The 15800-nt window shown below is 65.1% G+C and carries 14 protein-coding genes and 1 tRNA gene; 9 read left to right on the plus strand and 6 right to left on the minus strand.

Features of this window, described 5'->3' with window-relative positions; all coding sequences use genetic code 11:
* The first annotated feature begins 108 nt into the window (after positions 1–108).
* The 4 genes from RPC_RS19145 to RPC_RS19160 all read left to right on the plus strand — a co-directional run bounded on the left by RPC_RS19145 (position 109) and on the right by RPC_RS19160 (position 3669).
* Positions 109–1320: a GGDEF domain-containing protein gene (locus RPC_RS19145; protein ID WP_011474238.1), complete on the plus strand. Its 1212-nt coding sequence runs from the start codon at positions 109–111 to the stop codon at positions 1318–1320.
* A 190-nt stretch (positions 1321–1510) separates the two neighbouring features.
* Positions 1511–1942, plus strand: a complete 432-nt coding sequence (locus RPC_RS19150; RefSeq protein WP_011474239.1) for a GlcG/HbpS family heme-binding protein — start codon at positions 1511–1513, stop codon at positions 1940–1942.
* A 125-nt stretch (positions 1943–2067) separates the two neighbouring features.
* Positions 2068–3087: an aldo/keto reductase gene (locus RPC_RS19155; RefSeq protein WP_011474240.1), complete on the plus strand. Its 1020-nt coding sequence runs from the start codon at positions 2068–2070 to the stop codon at positions 3085–3087.
* A gap of 201 nt (positions 3088–3288) precedes the next feature.
* Positions 3289–3669 carry a hypothetical protein gene (locus RPC_RS19160; protein WP_011474241.1) on the plus strand — a complete coding sequence of 127 codons (381 nt, stop codon included), beginning with the start codon at positions 3289–3291 and terminating at the stop codon, positions 3667–3669.
* Between the two features lie 204 nt (positions 3670–3873).
* On the opposite strand, the gene RPC_RS19165 is transcribed toward RPC_RS19160, so the two are convergent.
* The 3 genes from RPC_RS19165 to RPC_RS19175 are packed head-to-tail and all read right to left on the minus strand — an operon-like array spanning position 3874 to position 7059.
* Positions 3874–4551, minus strand: coding sequence for an ABC transporter ATP-binding protein (locus RPC_RS19165; protein WP_011474242.1), 678 nt, complete (start codon positions 4549–4551; stop codon positions 3874–3876).
* Positions 4544–5770, minus strand: a complete 1227-nt coding sequence (locus RPC_RS19170) for an ABC transporter permease (RefSeq protein ID WP_011474243.1) — start codon at positions 5768–5770, stop codon at positions 4544–4546. Before RPC_RS19170 ends, RPC_RS19165 begins: the two co-directional genes overlap by 8 nt.
* Positions 5767–7059 (minus strand): efflux RND transporter periplasmic adaptor subunit, encoded by a 1293-nt coding sequence (locus RPC_RS19175; protein WP_011474244.1) that lies wholly within the window; start codon positions 7057–7059, stop codon positions 5767–5769. Before RPC_RS19175 ends, RPC_RS19170 begins: the two co-directional genes overlap by 4 nt.
* A 255-nt stretch (positions 7060–7314) precedes the next feature.
* Between RPC_RS19175 and RPC_RS19180 the strand changes: the two genes are divergently transcribed.
* The 3 genes from RPC_RS19180 to RPC_RS19190 all read left to right on the plus strand — a co-directional run bounded on the left by RPC_RS19180 (position 7315) and on the right by RPC_RS19190 (position 9890).
* A complete protein-coding gene (locus RPC_RS19180; protein WP_011474245.1) occupies positions 7315–8310 on the plus strand; it encodes an alpha/beta fold hydrolase in 996 nt (331 codons plus the stop codon).
* Positions 8311–8674: 364 nt separating this feature from the next.
* Positions 8675–8929 carry a hypothetical protein gene (locus RPC_RS19185; protein ID WP_011474246.1) on the plus strand — a complete coding sequence of 85 codons (255 nt, stop codon included), beginning with the start codon at positions 8675–8677 and terminating at the stop codon, positions 8927–8929.
* A gap of 442 nt (positions 8930–9371) precedes the next feature.
* On the plus strand, positions 9372–9890 hold the full coding sequence (locus tag RPC_RS19190; protein ID WP_011474247.1) for a DUF4112 domain-containing protein: 519 nt from the start codon (positions 9372–9374) through the stop codon (positions 9888–9890).
* 23 nt (positions 9891–9913) lie between these two features.
* Here the strand turns inward: RPC_RS19190 and RPC_RS19195 are convergent, their stop codons facing one another.
* The 3 genes from RPC_RS19195 to msrA form a co-directional block, all read right to left on the minus strand.
* Positions 9914–10204, minus strand: coding sequence for a hypothetical protein (locus RPC_RS19195; RefSeq protein WP_011474248.1), 291 nt, complete (start codon positions 10202–10204; stop codon positions 9914–9916).
* Positions 10205–10472: 268 nt separating this feature from the next.
* Positions 10473–10886, minus strand: coding sequence for a peptide-methionine (R)-S-oxide reductase MsrB (msrB, locus tag RPC_RS19200; RefSeq protein WP_011474249.1), 414 nt, complete (start codon positions 10884–10886; stop codon positions 10473–10475).
* 22 nt (positions 10887–10908) lie between these two features.
* The gene (msrA, locus tag RPC_RS19205; protein WP_011474250.1) at positions 10909–11616 is read right to left on the minus strand and encodes a peptide-methionine (S)-S-oxide reductase MsrA; all 708 of its coding nucleotides are present in this window, start codon (positions 11614–11616) and stop codon (positions 10909–10911) included.
* 212 nt (positions 11617–11828) lie between these two features.
* Between msrA and RPC_RS19210 the strand changes: the two genes are divergently transcribed.
* Together RPC_RS19210 and carB are read left to right on the plus strand one after the other, a co-directional pair.
* A tRNA-OTHER gene (locus RPC_RS19210) sits at positions 11829–11903 on the plus strand.
* A 222-nt stretch (positions 11904–12125) separates the two neighbouring features.
* Positions 12126–15590 carry a carbamoyl-phosphate synthase large subunit gene (gene carB, locus RPC_RS19215; RefSeq protein WP_011474251.1) on the plus strand — a complete coding sequence of 1155 codons (3465 nt, stop codon included), beginning with the start codon at positions 12126–12128 and terminating at the stop codon, positions 15588–15590.
* Positions 15591–15800: the final 210 nt, after the last annotated feature.

Consider the following 15800-nt stretch of genomic DNA (forward strand, 5'->3'; position numbering starts at 1 on the left):
AGAGTCCCTTAAAGCCTTGACCTGCACCTTGCCGCGAGTTCCGGGGGTGAGAATGAGAATACACAGCAACAGAGCCGATCCGTTCGTGGCGCTGGCCGGAGCCCGACGATGCTGAGCGTCCCGACCCTGTGGGTGGTTGTCGTCGTCAACTTTCTGGCGCTGGGTCTGGTCTGGACCTATGTGACGCGCAACTATCCGAACTTCATCGCGGCGCCGTACTGGACCGCGGCGGCGTTCGTCGCCGCATCGGCCGCGGCCGTCGCGCTGTTGCGCGGCGTGTTCGATTCGGCGCTGCCGCAGGTGTTCGGCAGCACCATGATGATCATGGCCTGCTGCCTCGGCAGCATGGGCATGGACCGCTTCTTCGACCATCCGGCACGATGGCGGATCACCTGGAGCATCGTCGGACTGAGCGTCGCCGCGTTCAGCTATTTCAGCTTCATCCATGTCAGCATGCCGATGCGCATGGTGGTGTATTCGATCGGCGAGTCGGTGCCGCTGGCGCTGTCGCTGCGCCACGTGATGTGGCGGCAGGACAAGCAATGCTACCCCGGTTCCCGCATGACCGCCGCGATTGCCGGCGCGATGATCGTGGTGTTGATCGTGCGCTCGATCGCGGCGCTGACCGGCATCGGCGGCGAACTCACGGTCCTGCACTTCAATGCCTTCCAGGCCGTCATGGTGCTGCTGCTGGTGTTCTTGTCGATGATGTGGTGCTTCGGCTTCCTGCTGATGACGATCGATCGGTTGCGCGCCGAGGTGGCGAAGCTCGCGATGCTGGACGACCTGACCGGCGCCGCCAACCGCCGCCAATTGCTGCAGCGCCTGGAAGAGGAATGCGCGCTGTCGCGGCGCACCGGCGGGCCATTCGCGCTGCTGGCGATCGACCTCGACGGCTTCAAGGCGATCAATGACGGCTACGGCCACGGCACCGGCGACGCCTGCCTGCGCGACTTCACCCGCACCGCGCAGAGTTGCCTTCGCCCCGGGGATCTGTTGGCGCGGCTCGGTGGCGACGAGTTTTCGGTGCTGCTGCCGGCGACCACGCTGCGCGAGGGCGCGATGATCGCCCGCCGGATCCTGGAAGCCTGCCGGGGAACCGGCCAGGGCACCGCGATCACGCTGTCGGTGTCGATCGGCGTCGCGCAGTGGACCAAGCTGGTCGGTGCCGACGCCGAACGGCTGATCGCGGCCGCCGACCATGCGCTTTACGCCGCCAAGCACGGCGGCAAGAATCGCCACGCGGTCTATGATCCCACGGTCGACCATCCGGTGAACGCAGCGTTCGACGGAATGCCGCCGCTGCGCAAGACCGCATAACCCGGTCGCATTGGCTCCGGCCATTTCAACCGGCGCGAAGGCGGCCGATCCGGCTTGCCGCGCGGGCGCGGCCGCTGCAGCTGATCCGACGTCTTGCAAAGCCGAAACCCGGATGCAACACAGCGACGGCCCACGAGTTTGAACCGCAGTCCGCTACAAAACCCGCCCCCTCCGCAAAGGAAACACCCCCATGACCGAGCTCACGCTGGACATCGCGCGCACCATCCTCGACGCGGCACTCGCCAAGGCGGCGGAGAAGAAATTGAAGCCGCTCGCGGTGTTCGTGCTCGATCCGCGCGGCTGCATCAAAGCCTCGGCCGCGCAGGACGGCACCAGCCTGCTGCGCGGCGAAGTCGCGCACGGCAAGGCCTATGGCGCGCTGTCGCTCGGCATGGGCTCGCGAGCGATCTTCCAGCGCGCCCAGGAGCAGGCCTATTTCATCGACGCGGTGAACACGCTGGCGCGCGGCGCGCTGGTACCGGTACCAGGCGGCGTACTGATCCAGGACGAAAACGGCGCGTTGCTCGGTGCGGTCGGAATCAGCGGCGATACGTCCGACAATGACGAAGCCTGCGCGATCGCCGGCATCGAAGCCGCCGACCTGAAAGCCAACGCCGGATAACCACCCGACCAGCTTCTTGGGATCGGCTGCAGCCCTGAGCGTTGCGCATTGGCGCATTGCTTTGACGGCCTGCGTAGCAAGCGCTATTCGGGAGGCATCGCCTTGCCTGTGATCGGAACATACACATGGACTATCGCCAACTCGGCCGGAGCGGCCTAAAAATTTCCCCGTTGTGTCTCGGCACCATGATGTTCGGTGGCGCCACCGACGAGGCGACCGCGGTGCGGATCATCGACAAGGCGCGCGGCGCCGGTATCAATTTCATCGACACCGCCGACGCCTATTCCAGCGGCGCCGCGGAGGCCATCGTCGGCCGCGCTATCGCCAAGCATCGGCAGCATTGGGTGCTGGCGTCCAAACTCGCCAACCCGATGGGCGAAGGCCCCAACCGCGCCGGGCTGTCGCGCCGCTGGGTGATGCAGGCCGCCGAAGACAGCCTGAAGCGGCTCGGCACCGACCATCTCGACATCTACTACCTGCACAAGGAAGATCACGCCACGCCGCTGCACGAGACGGTGCGGGCGATCGGCGATCTGATCCGCGACGGCAAGATCCGTTACTTCGGCGTATCGAATTATCGCGCCTGGCGGATCGCGGAAATCTGCAACATCTGCGACCGGCTCGGCATCGACCGCCCGGTGGTCAGCCAGCCCTATTACAACGCGATGAACCGGATGCCCGAGGTCGAGCAGATGCCGGCCTGCGACTTCTACGGTCTCGGTGTGGTGCCCTACAGCCCGCTGGCCCGCGGCGTGCTCACCGGCAAGTATCTGCCCGATGCCACGCCGGACAAGGACAGCCGCGCCGGCCGCAACGACATCCGCATGATGCAGACCGAATGGCGCCGGGAATCCCTCGAACTGGCGCAGACAATCCGCCGCCACGCCGAAGCCCGCGGCACCACCGCCGGCCAGTTCGCGGTGGCCTGGGTGCTGAACAGCGGCTTCGTCAGTTCGGTGATCGCAGGACCCCGGACCGAGCCGCAATGGGACGATTACCTCAAGGCGTTGGACTATCGCTTCACCGCCGAGGACGAAGCCCTGATCGACAGCCTGGTGGTCAGCGGCCATCCTTCGACGCCGGGCTACAACGATCCGGCCTACCCGATCGAAGGCCGACGCGCCCGCACAACTGGTAGTATTTAACCACCTCGCCGTGCAGCGGCGCGCGTGACAATCGACAGTTGATTGGCTAAGGGTCTGGCCCCGGAAATCGGCTTGGTTTCCGGGGCCTCTTCATGTCTCGAACAATCAATCGGCGCGAGCGCCTTGATGGGCCGCTCTGCTCCGCAGCCTCATACGCCTCCGTGCTCGGCCTCCTCTTGGCTGCGTCAGAAAGGACAATCCATGACCGCCCACCATTTCCATGCCGTGATCTGGATCGATCACCGCGAAGCCCGCGTCTTCCACTTCAACCCGACCGACGTCGAGAAGCTGGTGATCCATCCGGACCACCCGACCAAGCACGTGCACCAGCAGTCGAGCAAAGATCAGCAGAACTATTTCCACGCCGCGGCGGAAGCGATCGCCGACGCCGGCGCGGTGCTGGTGGTCGGCCCGGCACACACCAAGACCGATTTCGTCAAGTACATCGAGCAGCACCATCCGAAGCTGAAGGGCGTCATCGCCGGCATCGAAACCGTCGATCACCCCAGCGACGGCCAGGTGGTCGCCTTCGCCCGCAAATATCTCAAGGTCACCGACCGGGTCAGCCCGCAGATCGTGTGATCGGCGAGTTCGAGCAGGATACTATTAACCTGTGAAGTACCGTGTCCCGGACGCGGGGTGGCGCGCCAGCGCCGCCCCGCGAGCCGGGACCATTACGAATGCCGCGTTCCGTAACGGCCCCGGCTCTGCGGCGCACCACGCCGCAAGGACGGCGCGCTGCGCCGCGTCCGGGGCACGCTTGACGAAGCGTGTACTTCAAGAACCTCACGCCACCCTGCCGTCGACCACCGTCACGATGCGGTCGCAGCGCTTGGCGAGTTCGTCGTTGTGGGTGACGATCAGAAACGTGGTGCCGCGCTCGCGGTTGATCTGCCGCATCAGTTCGAACACCGCGTCGGCGGACTTCGAATCCAGATTGCCGGTCGGCTCGTCGGCCAGCACCAGGTCGGGGTCCATCGCCAGCGCCCGCGCAATCGCGACGCGCTGCTGCTGGCCGCCGGACATGTTGGCGGCGTTGTTGTCGCGCCAGCGGCTCAAGCCCACCCGATCCAGCAATTGCTCGGCGCGCGCCCGCATCTCGGCGTCGGGATGGCCTCGGTCGACCAGCATCGGCATCATCACGTTCTCGCAGGCGGTGAATGCCGAGATCAGATAGTGATACTGGAAGATGAAGCCGATGGTCTGGCCGCGCAGCTGGGTCAGTGCCGCGTCGCCGAGCGTGGCGGTGTCGACGCCGTCGATCGCCAGCAGTCCCGAAGTCGGCCGGTCCAACAGCCCGATGATATTCAACAGCGTGCTCTTGCCGGAGCCGGACGGCCCCATCAACGCCAGGAAATCGCCGGACTGCATCAACAGGTCGATGCCGTGCAGCACCTCGGTCTCGACCGCGGTGCCGACATTGTAGGACTTCTTGATCTGCTCCAGCCTGAGGACTTCAGCCACGGATTGCCACCACCGGATCGAGGTTGGCCGCCCGCAGCGCCGGCGCGATCGCCGCCACCACCCCGGTTGCGGTCGCCAGCGCCGACGACATCACGAACAGCTGGGTTTCCAGAATCAGCGGAAACAATTCGCTGCCGTCGACCTGGCGGGCGTAGCGGTGCCAGACGATCAGCGCGAAGGCGCCGAGTGCGGAGCCGATCAGCGCGCCGAGGAAGCCGAGAATGCCGCCCTGGATCAGGAACACGCGCAGGATCTGCTCGCGCTTGGTGCCCATCGCGCGCAAAATGCCGATGTCCTTGGAACGCTGGATCACCGAGACGATCAGCACCGCGGCGATGCCGAACGCCACCGACAGCCCGACGAAGGCGCGGATCAGCGTATTGGAATTCTGCTGCGCCCGCACCGCGGTGAAGAACTGCGCGTTGGTCTTGATCCAGCTGTCGGCCTGCACCGGCAGCATCGCGGCAATTTCGCGGGCGATATCTTCGGCGGCATAGATGTCGGTGACGGTGAGGTCGATCGACGTCACCCCGCCGATCAGCCCGAGCAGGCTTTGCGCGGTGCGCAGCGCCACGAAGGTCGAACGCTGGTTGGCGCCTTTGTTGCCGAGATCGAAGATGCCGTTGATGGTGAGGATGCGGTTGCCGCCCATCGCGGTGCTGACGTTGATCTTGTCGCCCAGCGAAGCGCCGAGATCCTTGGCCAGCTCAGTTCCGATCAGAATGCCCTCGCTGGTAATCTGGCTGCCGCCGGCGACGATGTAGTCCGGCACCCGGACGATCTGAAAATACACCTCGGGCTCGATGCCGGTCAGCGTGATCGCCCGGTTGGTGTCGCCACGCAACGCCAGCCCGGAGCCGGAAACCGTCGGCGCCACGGTGACGATGTCGGGGCGGTTCTGCATCTCGACGCGGATTTTCGACCACTGATCGATCGACAGCACCCGCTGGGTCGGCCGCTGCACGATCGCGGCCTCGATGGTGCCTTTGTCGTAGCGCTGCGGCCGCGCCACCTGGTCCGGCGGGATCAGCTGGATCTGCGGCTGCGAGGTCAGCACCCGCTTGATGAAATTGGCCTGCAGTCCGGCCAGCATCGCCGACATAAAAACGATGACGCCGACGCCGATGGCGATGCCGGCGAGGATCACCAGCGTCTGCATCAGCCCTTCGAGCAGAAAGCGCACCGCCGCGATCCACTCGAACGGCAGCCAGCTTTTCATGGCAGCACGGCCCGCAGCCGCTGCCCGGCCTTCACGCCAGACGTCAGCGGCACCACCAGATCGCCGGGCTGCAAGCCGCCCAGCACTTCGAAGTGCCCAGTGCCGCGCAGCCCGAGCTTGATCGGCTGCCGCAAGGCACGGCCGAGCTTGGCCTTCAGCACCCATGGCGTCGCGGTGGCCGGATCGTGCACCGCGCGCGCCGGCACCACGATCGCGTCATCGCGCCGGGCGATCTCGACGTCGACCGACACCGTCATGTCCTGCCGCAGATAGTCCGGCGGATCCCGCACCAACAGCTTGATCTGCACCGAGGCGCGGTTGATGTCGACCGACGGATTGATGTAGCTGATCACCGCGACAAAGCGCTGGTCGGGATAGGCGTCGGCCGAGGCCAGCGCCGTTTGCCCGAGCGTCAACAGCCCGAGGTTCTTCTCGTCGATCTGCACCACGACCTGGATGTCGCCCTTCGGCGCCAGCACCAGCATCGCCTTGCCGGGTTGCGCCACCATGCCGCGCTCGACATTGCGGGTGATCAGCACGCCATCGCGCGGCGCGACAATCGTCGCGTAATTGAGCCGCGCGCGCGCGGTGTTGAGATTGGCGCGGGCCTGCGCGAGCTGGGTTTCCGCCATCACATAGTCGCTGCCGACCGGGCTCGAGGTGAACACCTGCAGCTCGGCGGTGCGCACCTGGGTGCGGGCGACGTCGAGATTTTTGGTGGCGTCGTCGAGCGTGGCGCGGGTGCCGTAGCCCGAGCCGGCGAGCTTCGACGCCCGATCATAGGCGGCTTGCGCGTTGAGCAGATTGGCCTGCGCCTGCATCAGCGCCTGGTCGGCGGCGGGCTTGGTCAATTCGCGCAACTGCCGCACCCGCGCCTCGGCCTGCGCCACCGCGCCCTCGGTCTGCACCACCGCGGCCTGCAATTCGCTGGCTTCGATCACCACCAGCTTCTGGCCCTGCTGGACCTGCTCGCCCTCCTGCACCAGCACGTCCTCGACGGTGCCGGTGATCTGGCTGGCGATTTCCACCCGATACGGCGTTTCGATATGGCCGCTCGCCACCACGGTCTGTACCAGGTTGCCGCGCAGCACCTGCGCCACCACCACTTCGGGACCGAGGATCAACCGCAACGCGCCGAGCACCGCGGCTCCGAACAGCAGAACTAGCGCGGCCACCGACCATTTGTGCTGCCAGGATGCGGCCAGGGCGCGCGACAGCCTGGATCGGGCGGGCACAGCAGGGGGCGTGGTCTCGGTCGGCTCCCTGGGCTTGTCCGTGGTCATATCCATTCGGCGGTCCGCTCCGGTTTGACCAGCGGGATAGCCCCGAACCGCTGCAGCGCCTTTGCGACGGATCAATTACTTGATTGCAAAGAAGTATTTGTGACCATTCGGCAATGTGAGCAAAACCGCACGGCGCCGACGATCGTGGCTGGTCCGATCAACGCGCAACCATGGTCCAATTGGCGGCGGCGGCGATCCAAGGCATGAGGCTGAAGCGGGTTTTCGGGCGACCTCGAGTCTGCCCAGGGGCGGAGTGATCGGATGATCTCGGTGATTGTCGCCGTCGTCGCGTTGGTCGCGCTGGGCGCAGCCGCCGCGCTCGCGCTCTCCTGGGGCCTGACCCGCATCATCGAAGCGCGCAACCCGCCGCGCGGCCGCTTCGTCAACGTCGACGGGGCGCGGCTGCACGTCGTCGATCTGCCGTCGCAAGACGGTGACAGCGCCGCCCCGACGGCGCTGCTGCTGCACGGCGCCAATCTCTGCCTCGACGACATGCGGATGGCGCTCGCCGGCGTGTTGTCGAAGCGGATGCGGGTGATCATTCCGGATCGACCGGGTCAAGGCTACAGCGAGCCCGGCCCCGGCCCGGTCTCTTCGGCGGGCTATCAAGTCAAACTGCTGCGCGGGCTGGTGCAACAGCTCGGTGCCGGACCGCTGATCGTGGTCGGGCATTCGTTCGGCGGGCTGATCGCGCTACGCTACGCGCTGGACGATCCCGACGCCGTCGCCGGCCTGGTGCTGATCAATCCGACCACGCATCCGCGCCCCGAAGGGCTGCCGTGGTTTCAACGCCTCGCCGGCGTCCTGATCGGCCCGCTCGCCACCTATACGCTGCTGCTGCCGCTGTCCTTGGCGATGCTCGGGCGCCTGACCGAGCGAATGTTTCGGCCGGAACCGGCGCCGCCGGACTATGCGCAACGCAGCCGCCTGACGCTCGGACTGACGCCGCGGCGGTTCTCCGCCAGCCTGCGGGAATATTCCGACCTGCGCGACCAATTGATCGGTTTCGTGCCGCGCTATGGCACGATCGCCACGCCCACCGTGATCGTCGCCGGCGATGCCGACCCGGTGGTGCCGCCCAAGGTGCATGCCGAAGCACTCGCGGCGGCGATGCCCGACGCCAAGCTGGTTGATCTCGCCGGCGCCGGACATATGGCGCACCACGCCCATGCCACCGCGATCGGCTACGAGATCCTGCGGCTCGCCCTCGCGCGCTCAGAGCCGGTCGACTCTGAGGAACAAGGCCCAGATCAGTGACAGCACCGCAGGCACCCCGACCCACGAGGGATGCTGACACAACACGTCGCCGTAGCGGCAGATGTCACTGGACCACGGCAGCGCGCTGCTGCCGGCTCCGAAAAATACCCCGGCGGCGACCGCCAAAATCAAAGCTACGAAGAACATCACAAAGACTCCCATCGACAATGCGACAAGCCTTGCTCGCAGAATTAAATCGAGGGTGAATCCGATCTTCGAAATCCGGGTGCATTTTCGACTTTTTCGACGAAAGCTGCCGGCCTGGTAGTGTTGCCAGGCGGCGGGCCCGTGACGACTGCCCAGCCGAGGGCGGGTGTGTTAGACTGAGCTTTATCGTTCCCCCAAGTCGAACCGGAGTGTTCTGGTGATATCCTTCAAGCTCATCGGCGCCGTGGCGCTGCTCTCCGTCGCGGTCGCGGCCCCCGCTTTGGCGGGTTCCCACAAACACGCGCGCGCCCATCGGCATCATCAACAGGCCCAGGACTACTACAGCCATAATTACGGCCCCGGCATCTGGCCGGAGCGGTTCGCCTATTACGACGGCCCGCTGAGCGCGCTGTGCAAGCAAAGCGCCGCCGCCTATCGCGGCCAGGATGGCCGCCGCCATCCCTGCAATTAGTCGGGCTCGGCGCGCACCACGTCTTTGGTGCCGCCGGTCAGCCGCGCCCCCAAGCCGCGATGGCCGGGCTTAGCTAAGCCCATTTGCAGAGCTTCCGTTGTTCCGTGCATGGCCGGGACAAGCCCGGCCATGACTTTGACAGGTGGGCTTTTTGCGGACTGGCCCGATCGTCGCAGCAGCTAGAGCATTTTCGGTTAGGATTGAATCATCCAACCAAAATGTCGTCGTCATTCCGGATTGCGAGTTCGAAGAACGAGCAAGTCCGGAATCCATACTCCCTGCGGTGGTTATGGATTCCGGGCTCACTCGCAGCGAAGCTGCTCGTGCCCCGGAATGACGGCCTGGGACTCTTGAACCGCATCAATCCTAACCGAAAATGCTCTAGCTCCACAAACGCGACAACGCGACGCAACTTGCGCCGGGGTTCGCGGTTGTTATCTGCATGACCATGTCGAACCAGCACAGCTTCTCTCATTCCGCGTCGAACACGCGACGCAAACCGCGTGCGCCGATCATCGACCAGGACGGCCGTGTGATTCCGCCGGATGCGCGGCGCCGCGCGCCGTTCGACGATGGCCGGTTTGATTTTCAAAGCTGGAGCAGCAACGGCTTTGCGCCGCTGTCGCACGCGCAGCGGATGGCGCGGCTCGAAGCGTTGGCCAAGCTGCTCGACGTCGCCTTCATCCTGCCGGGCACCAATATTCGCTACGGCATCGACGGATTGATCGGGTTGATCCCGGTGGTCGGCGACGTCATCACCACCGCGATCTCGCTGTGGATCGTCCGCGAAGCCCGCGAACTCGGCGCGCCCTGGCACATCACCGCGCGGATGCTCGGCAACGTCGCGTTGGACGGCGCGGTCGGCGCCGTGCCGCTGCTGGGCGACGCGTTCGACGTCATGTTCCGCGCCAACGTCCGCAACATGCGGTTGCTGCGGCGCTGGATCGACAAACAGCGTTAGATCGAGCTGACTGGAGTCTGCGGTTAGGCGGCGTCCTGATCGGCGTCGCTGGCGACAGGCTCCTCCACCGGCGCACGGCGTTCCAGCGGAAACGCTTCGCTCTCATACAGCGTGCGAATGCCGCTCTGGTCGAAGCGGGCTTCGTCGACCTGCAGGTAAGCGCCGTTCAGCGAATCCGCCGGCAGCTGCTCGATCGCGAACTGCACCGCGGCAGCCGCGGTGTCGAAGCGGCGATAGGCAAAGCCGGCGCGCTTCTTCTTGCGGATCGCAGCGGGAAACAGCTCAGCGGCGGTGTTGTAGTTGAATGCAGCCATGGTCAGTGACCCCTCTTCAAGCGATGGAAATGACGACCCGGTTATGCAAGGTCAGCCGACCGAAGGCGGTCTAACGAGATCATTTCTGGACAGGTCTCTAATATAGGCGCGTCGCGCGGAAATGCGACTCCTGCGAGGGCGGATGATGAATCCCTCGCTGACGCCGCGATCGCATCGATAAGCCGTTTGATTTCAGCGGCATGGACGCAGCCCGCCGGGTTCCGGCAGTTCCGGCTAAGACGAATATCCAAGAAAATGCAGTTGCAGGTTACTTCGGCTGCAACTTCAAGGCTGCTGAATTGATGCAGTAACGCAAGCCATTCGGCCCCGGGCCGTCTTCGAACACATGGCCGAGGTGGCCGCTGCACTGCGAGCACAACACTTCGGTGCGGACCATGCCGTGGCTGACGTCGCGCTCCTCGTCGACGTGATCGGGCGCAGCCGGCGCGGTGAAGCTCGGCCAACCGCAGCCGGAGTCGAATTTGGCATCCGACTCGAACAGCGTCTGGCCGCAGCCGGCGCAGACATAGGTGCCCTTGGTGTTGTCGTGCTCGTAGTCGCCGGAGAACGGCCGCTCGGTCGCCTTCTCGCGCAACACTGCGTATTGCATCGGCGTGAGCTGCTTGCGCCACTCGGCATCCGGCTTGACGACCTTGGCTGACTTGGTGGTGGTCTCTGACATCGATCCTCCTGTTGTCGGCCGATCAGTTGGTGACCTTGGCGTTCCGCACCAGCGTCGGCTTCTCGATATAGCGCTGCGCGAACAGCTTCTTCAGGTTCTCGACCTTGGGCAGATCGTTGAACGCAATATAGGGCTGGTTGGGGTGCAGCGTCAGATAGTCTTGATGATAGGCTTCGGCGGCATAGAAGCCGTCGAGCGCGCCGACCGTGGTGACGATCGGCTTCTTGAACAGCTTGGCGGCACCGAGCTGGGCGATATAGGCCTCGGCAACCTTCTTCTGCTCGTCGTTGGCGGTGAAGATCGCCGACCGATATTGCGTGCCGCTATCCGGGCCCTGGCGGTTGAGCTGGGTCGGATCGTGCGCCACCGAGAAGAAGATCTGCAAGATCTGGCCGTAGCTGATCTGCTTCGGATCATATTTGATCTCGACGGCCTCGGCGTGTCCGGTCATGCCGCTCGACACCGCGGTGTAGTTCGCGGTCAATTTGGCGCCGCCGGCATAGCCGGAGACCGCGTTGAGCACACCGGCGGTGTGCTGAAACACCCCCTGCACGCCCCAGAAGCAGCCGCCGGCGATCACCGCAGTCTGCACCCCGTCGGAAGACGGCACATCCACGGCGGGCGGCGGAATCACCACCGCATCCTCGGAGGCTTGCGCGAAACCGAACGACCACAGCGCCACCGCGCCGGCGGCCGCGCCCAACATCAATCGGGTGAATGGAGACCGCATCGGGAGTCCTTCCTTGAGCTTCAGTCGGCAGAGCAGCGCCGAGACCTCCAAGATACGCAGCGCCGCCGGGCTTGTTACGGCCAACGCCACACAACTCCGTGATGCGGCCGAAGCCCGGCTCCCCAAGCATGGCGTGCGGCGCCCGCATCACGACTTAGGGTTAACCCAGAGGAAACTTGGATCACGCCGCCGTGAGGAGTATGGATATCGGCGGCCCGGTGGCGGAAGATCAACGCAGGAGCCGTGCAACGCTCCTTATCCTGGTTCAAGTCCAGGCCGGGCCTCCAGCCGCGCTCGGGCAGCAGCTTCCGTCTACGGATCGGCCGAGGCAAGGAAGACGGTGCCAAATTGCCGGTTGAGGGGCACCTTATAGGTCTTTCCCGGCCTCGGAATCTGGTCTAAAGACAGCCCGCGCGCAAGGGAAGCCTGGCGCCTGACAGTCAAGGGACGCGCGACCGCGCGCCCTTTTTTTGTGCCCGGATTTCCGCCCGTCGCGCTAGCGAGACCGAATGCCAAAACGTACTGATATATCGACGATTCTCATCATCGGCGCCGGCCCGATCGTGATCGGCCAGGCCTGCGAATTCGACTATTCCGGCACCCAGGCGGTGAAGACGCTGAAGGACGAGGGCTACCGCATCGTCCTGGTCAATTCCAATCCGGCCACCATCATGACCGACCCGGAATTGGCGGACGCGACCTACATCGAGCCGATCACCCCGGAGATCGTCGCCAAGATCATCGAGAAGGAACGCCACGTCATTCCCGGCGGCTTCGCGCTGTTGCCGACGATGGGCGGGCAGACCGCGCTGAACTGCGCGCTGAGCCTGCGCAAGCAGGGCACGCTGGAGAAATTCGACGTCGAGATGATCGGCGCCACCGCCGACGCCATCGACAAGGCCGAGGACCGCCAGCTGTTCCGCGAGGCGATGACCAAGATCGGGCTGGAGACGCCGAAGTCGCGGCTCGCCAACGCCACCGCTTTGAAGAAGGCCTATCGCGAGAAATATCTCGAAGACCGCGCCAAACTGTCCGGCGAGGAGCTGGTCGCCTTCGAACGGCAATGGGTGCTCGGCGAAAGCGATCGCCGCAAGCGCTACCAGGAACAGGCGCTCGGTTCGGCCCTGATGGCGTTGTCCGAGATCGGCCTGCCGGCGATCATCCGGCCGTCGTTCACCATGGGCGGCACCGGCGGCGGCATCGCCTACAACAAGGAAGAATTCCTCGACATCATCGAGCGCGGGCTCGACGCCTCGCCGACCAACGAAGTCTTGATCGAAGAATCCGTGCTCGGCTGGAAAGAGTACGAGATGGAGGTGGTGCGCGACAAGAACGACAACTGCATCATCGTCTGCTCGATCGAGAACCTCGACCCGATGGGCGTGCACACCGGCGATTCGATCACGGTGGCCCCCGCGCTGACGCTGACGGATAAAGAGTATCAGATCATGCGCGACGCCTCATTGGCGGTGCTGCGCGAGATCGGCGTCGAGACCGGCGGCTCCAACGTGCAGTTCGGCGTCAATCCGGCCGACGGCCGCATGGTCGTGATCGAAATGAATCCGCGGGTGTCGCGCTCCTCGGCGCTGGCCTCGAAGGCCACCGGCTTTCCGATCGCCAAGGTCGCCGCCAAGCTGGCGGTCGGCTACACGCTCGATGAGATCGCCAACGACATCACCGGCGGCGCCACGCCGGCGTCGTTCGAGCCGACCATCGACTACGTGGTCACCAAGATTCCGCGCTTTGCGTTCGAGAAATTCCCCGGCGCCAGCCACACCTTGACCACCTCGATGAAGTCGGTCGGCGAAGTGATGGCGATCGGTCGCACCTTCCAGGAAAGCTTGCAGAAGGCGCTGCGCGGGCTGGAAACCGGCCTCACCGGGCTCGACGAGATCGAGATCGAAGGATTGGGCCGCAGCGACGACAAGAACGCGATCCGCGCCGCGCTCGGCACGCCGACCCCCGACCGGCTGCTGCAGGTCGCGCAGGCGATGCGGCTCGGCTGGACCGACGAGGAGATCTTCACTTCCTGCAAGATCGATCCCTGGTTCCTGTCGGAATTGCGCGGCATCGTCGAGATGGAAGCCAAGGTCAAGGCCAGCGGCCTGCCCGGCAACGCCTTCGGCATGCGCACGCTGAAGGCGATGGGCTTCTCCGACGCAAGGCTCGCGGTGCTGGCCAAGACCACCGAAGCCGACGTCAAAGCCCAGCGCCACGCGCTCGGCGTCCGTCCGGTGTTCAAGCGGATCGACACCTGCGCGGCGGAATTCGCCTCGCCCACCGCCTATATGTATTCGACCTACGAGTCGCCGTTCGCCGGCCCCCCCGCCGACGAAAGCGCGCCGTCCGACAAGAAGAAGGTGATCATCCTCGGCGGCGGTCCGAACCGCATCGGCCAAGGCATCGAGTTCGATTACTGCTGCTGCCACGCCTGCTTCGCGCTGCACGACGCCGGCTATGAATCGATCATGATCAACTGCAACCCGGAAACCGTGTCGACCGACTACGACACCGCGGACCGGCTGTATTTCGAGCCGTTGACCGCCGAGGACGTGCTGGAGATCATCGACACCGAGAAGCGCAACGGCACGCTGCACGGCGTCATCGTGCAGTTCGGCGGCCAGACCCCGCTGAAGCTGGCGCGGGCGTTGGAAGCCGCCGACGTGCCGATCCTCGGCACTTCGCCGGACGCCATCGATCTGGCCGAAGACCGCGACCGCTTCAAGCGCGTGCTCGACAAGTTGAAGCTGAAGCAGCCGAAGAACGGCATCGCCTATTCGGTCGAGCAGGCGCGCCTGGTCGCCGCCGAACTCGGCCTGCCGCTGGTGGTGCGCCCGTCCTATGTGCTCGGCGGCCGCGCCATGCAGATCATCCGCGAGGAATCCCAGCTCGGCGATTACCTGCTCGGCACCCTGCCCGAACTGGTGCCCGCCGACGTCAAAGCCCGCTATCCGAACGATAAGACCGGGCAGATCAACACCGTGCTCGGCACCAATCCCTTGTTGTTCGACCGCTATCTGTCCGACGCCATCGAGATCGACGTCGACTGCCTGTGCGACGGCAAGGATACTTTCATCGTCGGCATCATGGAGCACATCGAGGAGGCCGGCATTCACTCCGGCGACTCGGCCTGCTCGCTGCCGCCGCATTCGCTCGACGCCCCGATGATCGCCGAACTGGAGCGGCAGACCCGCGACATGGCGCTCGGCCTCGACGTCGTCGGGCTGATGAACGTGCAATTCGCCATCAAGGACGGCGACATCTACGTGCTCGAGGTCAACCCGCGGGCGTCGCGCACCGTGCCGTTCGTCGCCAAAGTGGTGGGCATTCCGGTCGCCAAGATCGCCGCGCGGCTGATGGCCGGCGAAAAGCTGGTCGATTTCAAGCTCGCCAAGCGCAAGCTCGACCATGTCGGCGTCAAGGAATCGGTGTTCCCGTTCGCCCGCTTCCCCGGCGTCGACACCGTGCTCGGCCCGGAGATGCGCTCCACCGGCGAGGTCATGGGGATCGACCGCTCGTTCGAAATCGCCTTCGCCAAGAGCCAGCTCGGCGGCGGCACCCGCGTGCCGCGCAAGGGCACCGTGTTCGTCTCGGTGCGCGAGGGCGACAAGACCCGGATTCTCGACGCCGTGAAGCTGTTGTGCTCGCTCGGCTTCAAGGTGCTGGCGACCTCCGGCACCCAGCGCTTCCTCGCCGACCACGGCGTCCCCGCGGAAAAGGTCAACAAGGTGTTGGAGGGCCGGCCGCATATCGTCGACGCCATCACCAATGGCGAGATCCAGCTGGTGTTCAACACCACCGAAGGCCCGCAGGCGTTGGCCGACAGCCGGTCGCTGCGTCGCGCTGCCCTCTTGCATAAAGTTCCGTATTACACCACTCTTTCGGGCGCGGTCGCCGCCGCGCAGGGCATCCGGGCCTACCTTGGTGGGGACCTTGAGGTCCGTACCCTGCAGAGTTACTTTTCCGACACCTGATCACGTGCCGGGCCAGAAGGCCCAGCCACTGATAGGCGAATGAGCCGGCAGGACGGGAACCCGCCAGCCGTGGGAATGTTCTGCTTCGACGCTTGCGGTCACCCCTACATCGCGGTGAGATGCGCAGGCCGGACCAGGTCACCAGACCGATAACCGTTTCGTGTGAGCCACATCTCGTGCCACGTGACGAACACGTTGAAGGACGAAGAT

Source organism: Rhodopseudomonas palustris BisB18, assembly GCF_000013745.1.
GTDB lineage: Bacteria > Pseudomonadota > Alphaproteobacteria > Rhizobiales > Xanthobacteraceae > Rhodopseudomonas_A > Rhodopseudomonas_A palustris_F.

What these genes read in the sequence shown, in the direction of transcription:
- RPC_RS19145 (WP_011474238.1), top strand. Translation starts at nt 109, where the DNA reads ATGCTGAGCGTCCCGACCCTGTGGGTGGTTGTCGTCGTCAACTTTCTG.
- RPC_RS19150 (WP_011474239.1), top strand. Translation starts at nt 1,511, where the DNA reads ATGACCGAGCTCACGCTGGACATCGCGCGCACCATCCTCGACGCGGCA.
- RPC_RS19155 (WP_011474240.1), top strand. Translation starts at nt 2,068, where the DNA reads ATGGACTATCGCCAACTCGGCCGGAGCGGCCTAAAAATTTCCCCGTTG.
- RPC_RS19160 (WP_011474241.1), top strand. Translation starts at nt 3,289, where the DNA reads ATGACCGCCCACCATTTCCATGCCGTGATCTGGATCGATCACCGCGAA.
- RPC_RS19170 (WP_011474243.1), bottom strand. Translation starts at nt 5,770, where the DNA reads ATGAAAAGCTGGCTGCCGTTCGAGTGGATCGCGGCGGTGCGCTTTCTG.
- RPC_RS19175 (WP_011474244.1), bottom strand. Translation starts at nt 7,059, where the DNA reads ATGGATATGACCACGGACAAGCCCAGGGAGCCGACCGAGACCACGCCC.
- RPC_RS19180 (WP_011474245.1), top strand. Translation starts at nt 7,315, where the DNA reads ATGATCTCGGTGATTGTCGCCGTCGTCGCGTTGGTCGCGCTGGGCGCA.
- RPC_RS19190 (WP_011474247.1), top strand. Translation starts at nt 9,372, where the DNA reads ATGACCATGTCGAACCAGCACAGCTTCTCTCATTCCGCGTCGAACACG.
- RPC_RS19195 (WP_011474248.1), bottom strand. Translation starts at nt 10,204, where the DNA reads ATGGCTGCATTCAACTACAACACCGCCGCTGAGCTGTTTCCCGCTGCG.
- msrB (WP_011474249.1), bottom strand. Translation starts at nt 10,886, where the DNA reads ATGTCAGAGACCACCACCAAGTCAGCCAAGGTCGTCAAGCCGGATGCC.
- msrA (WP_011474250.1), bottom strand. Translation starts at nt 11,616, where the DNA reads ATGCGGTCTCCATTCACCCGATTGATGTTGGGCGCGGCCGCCGGCGCG.
- carB (WP_011474251.1), top strand. Translation starts at nt 12,126, where the DNA reads ATGCCAAAACGTACTGATATATCGACGATTCTCATCATCGGCGCCGGC.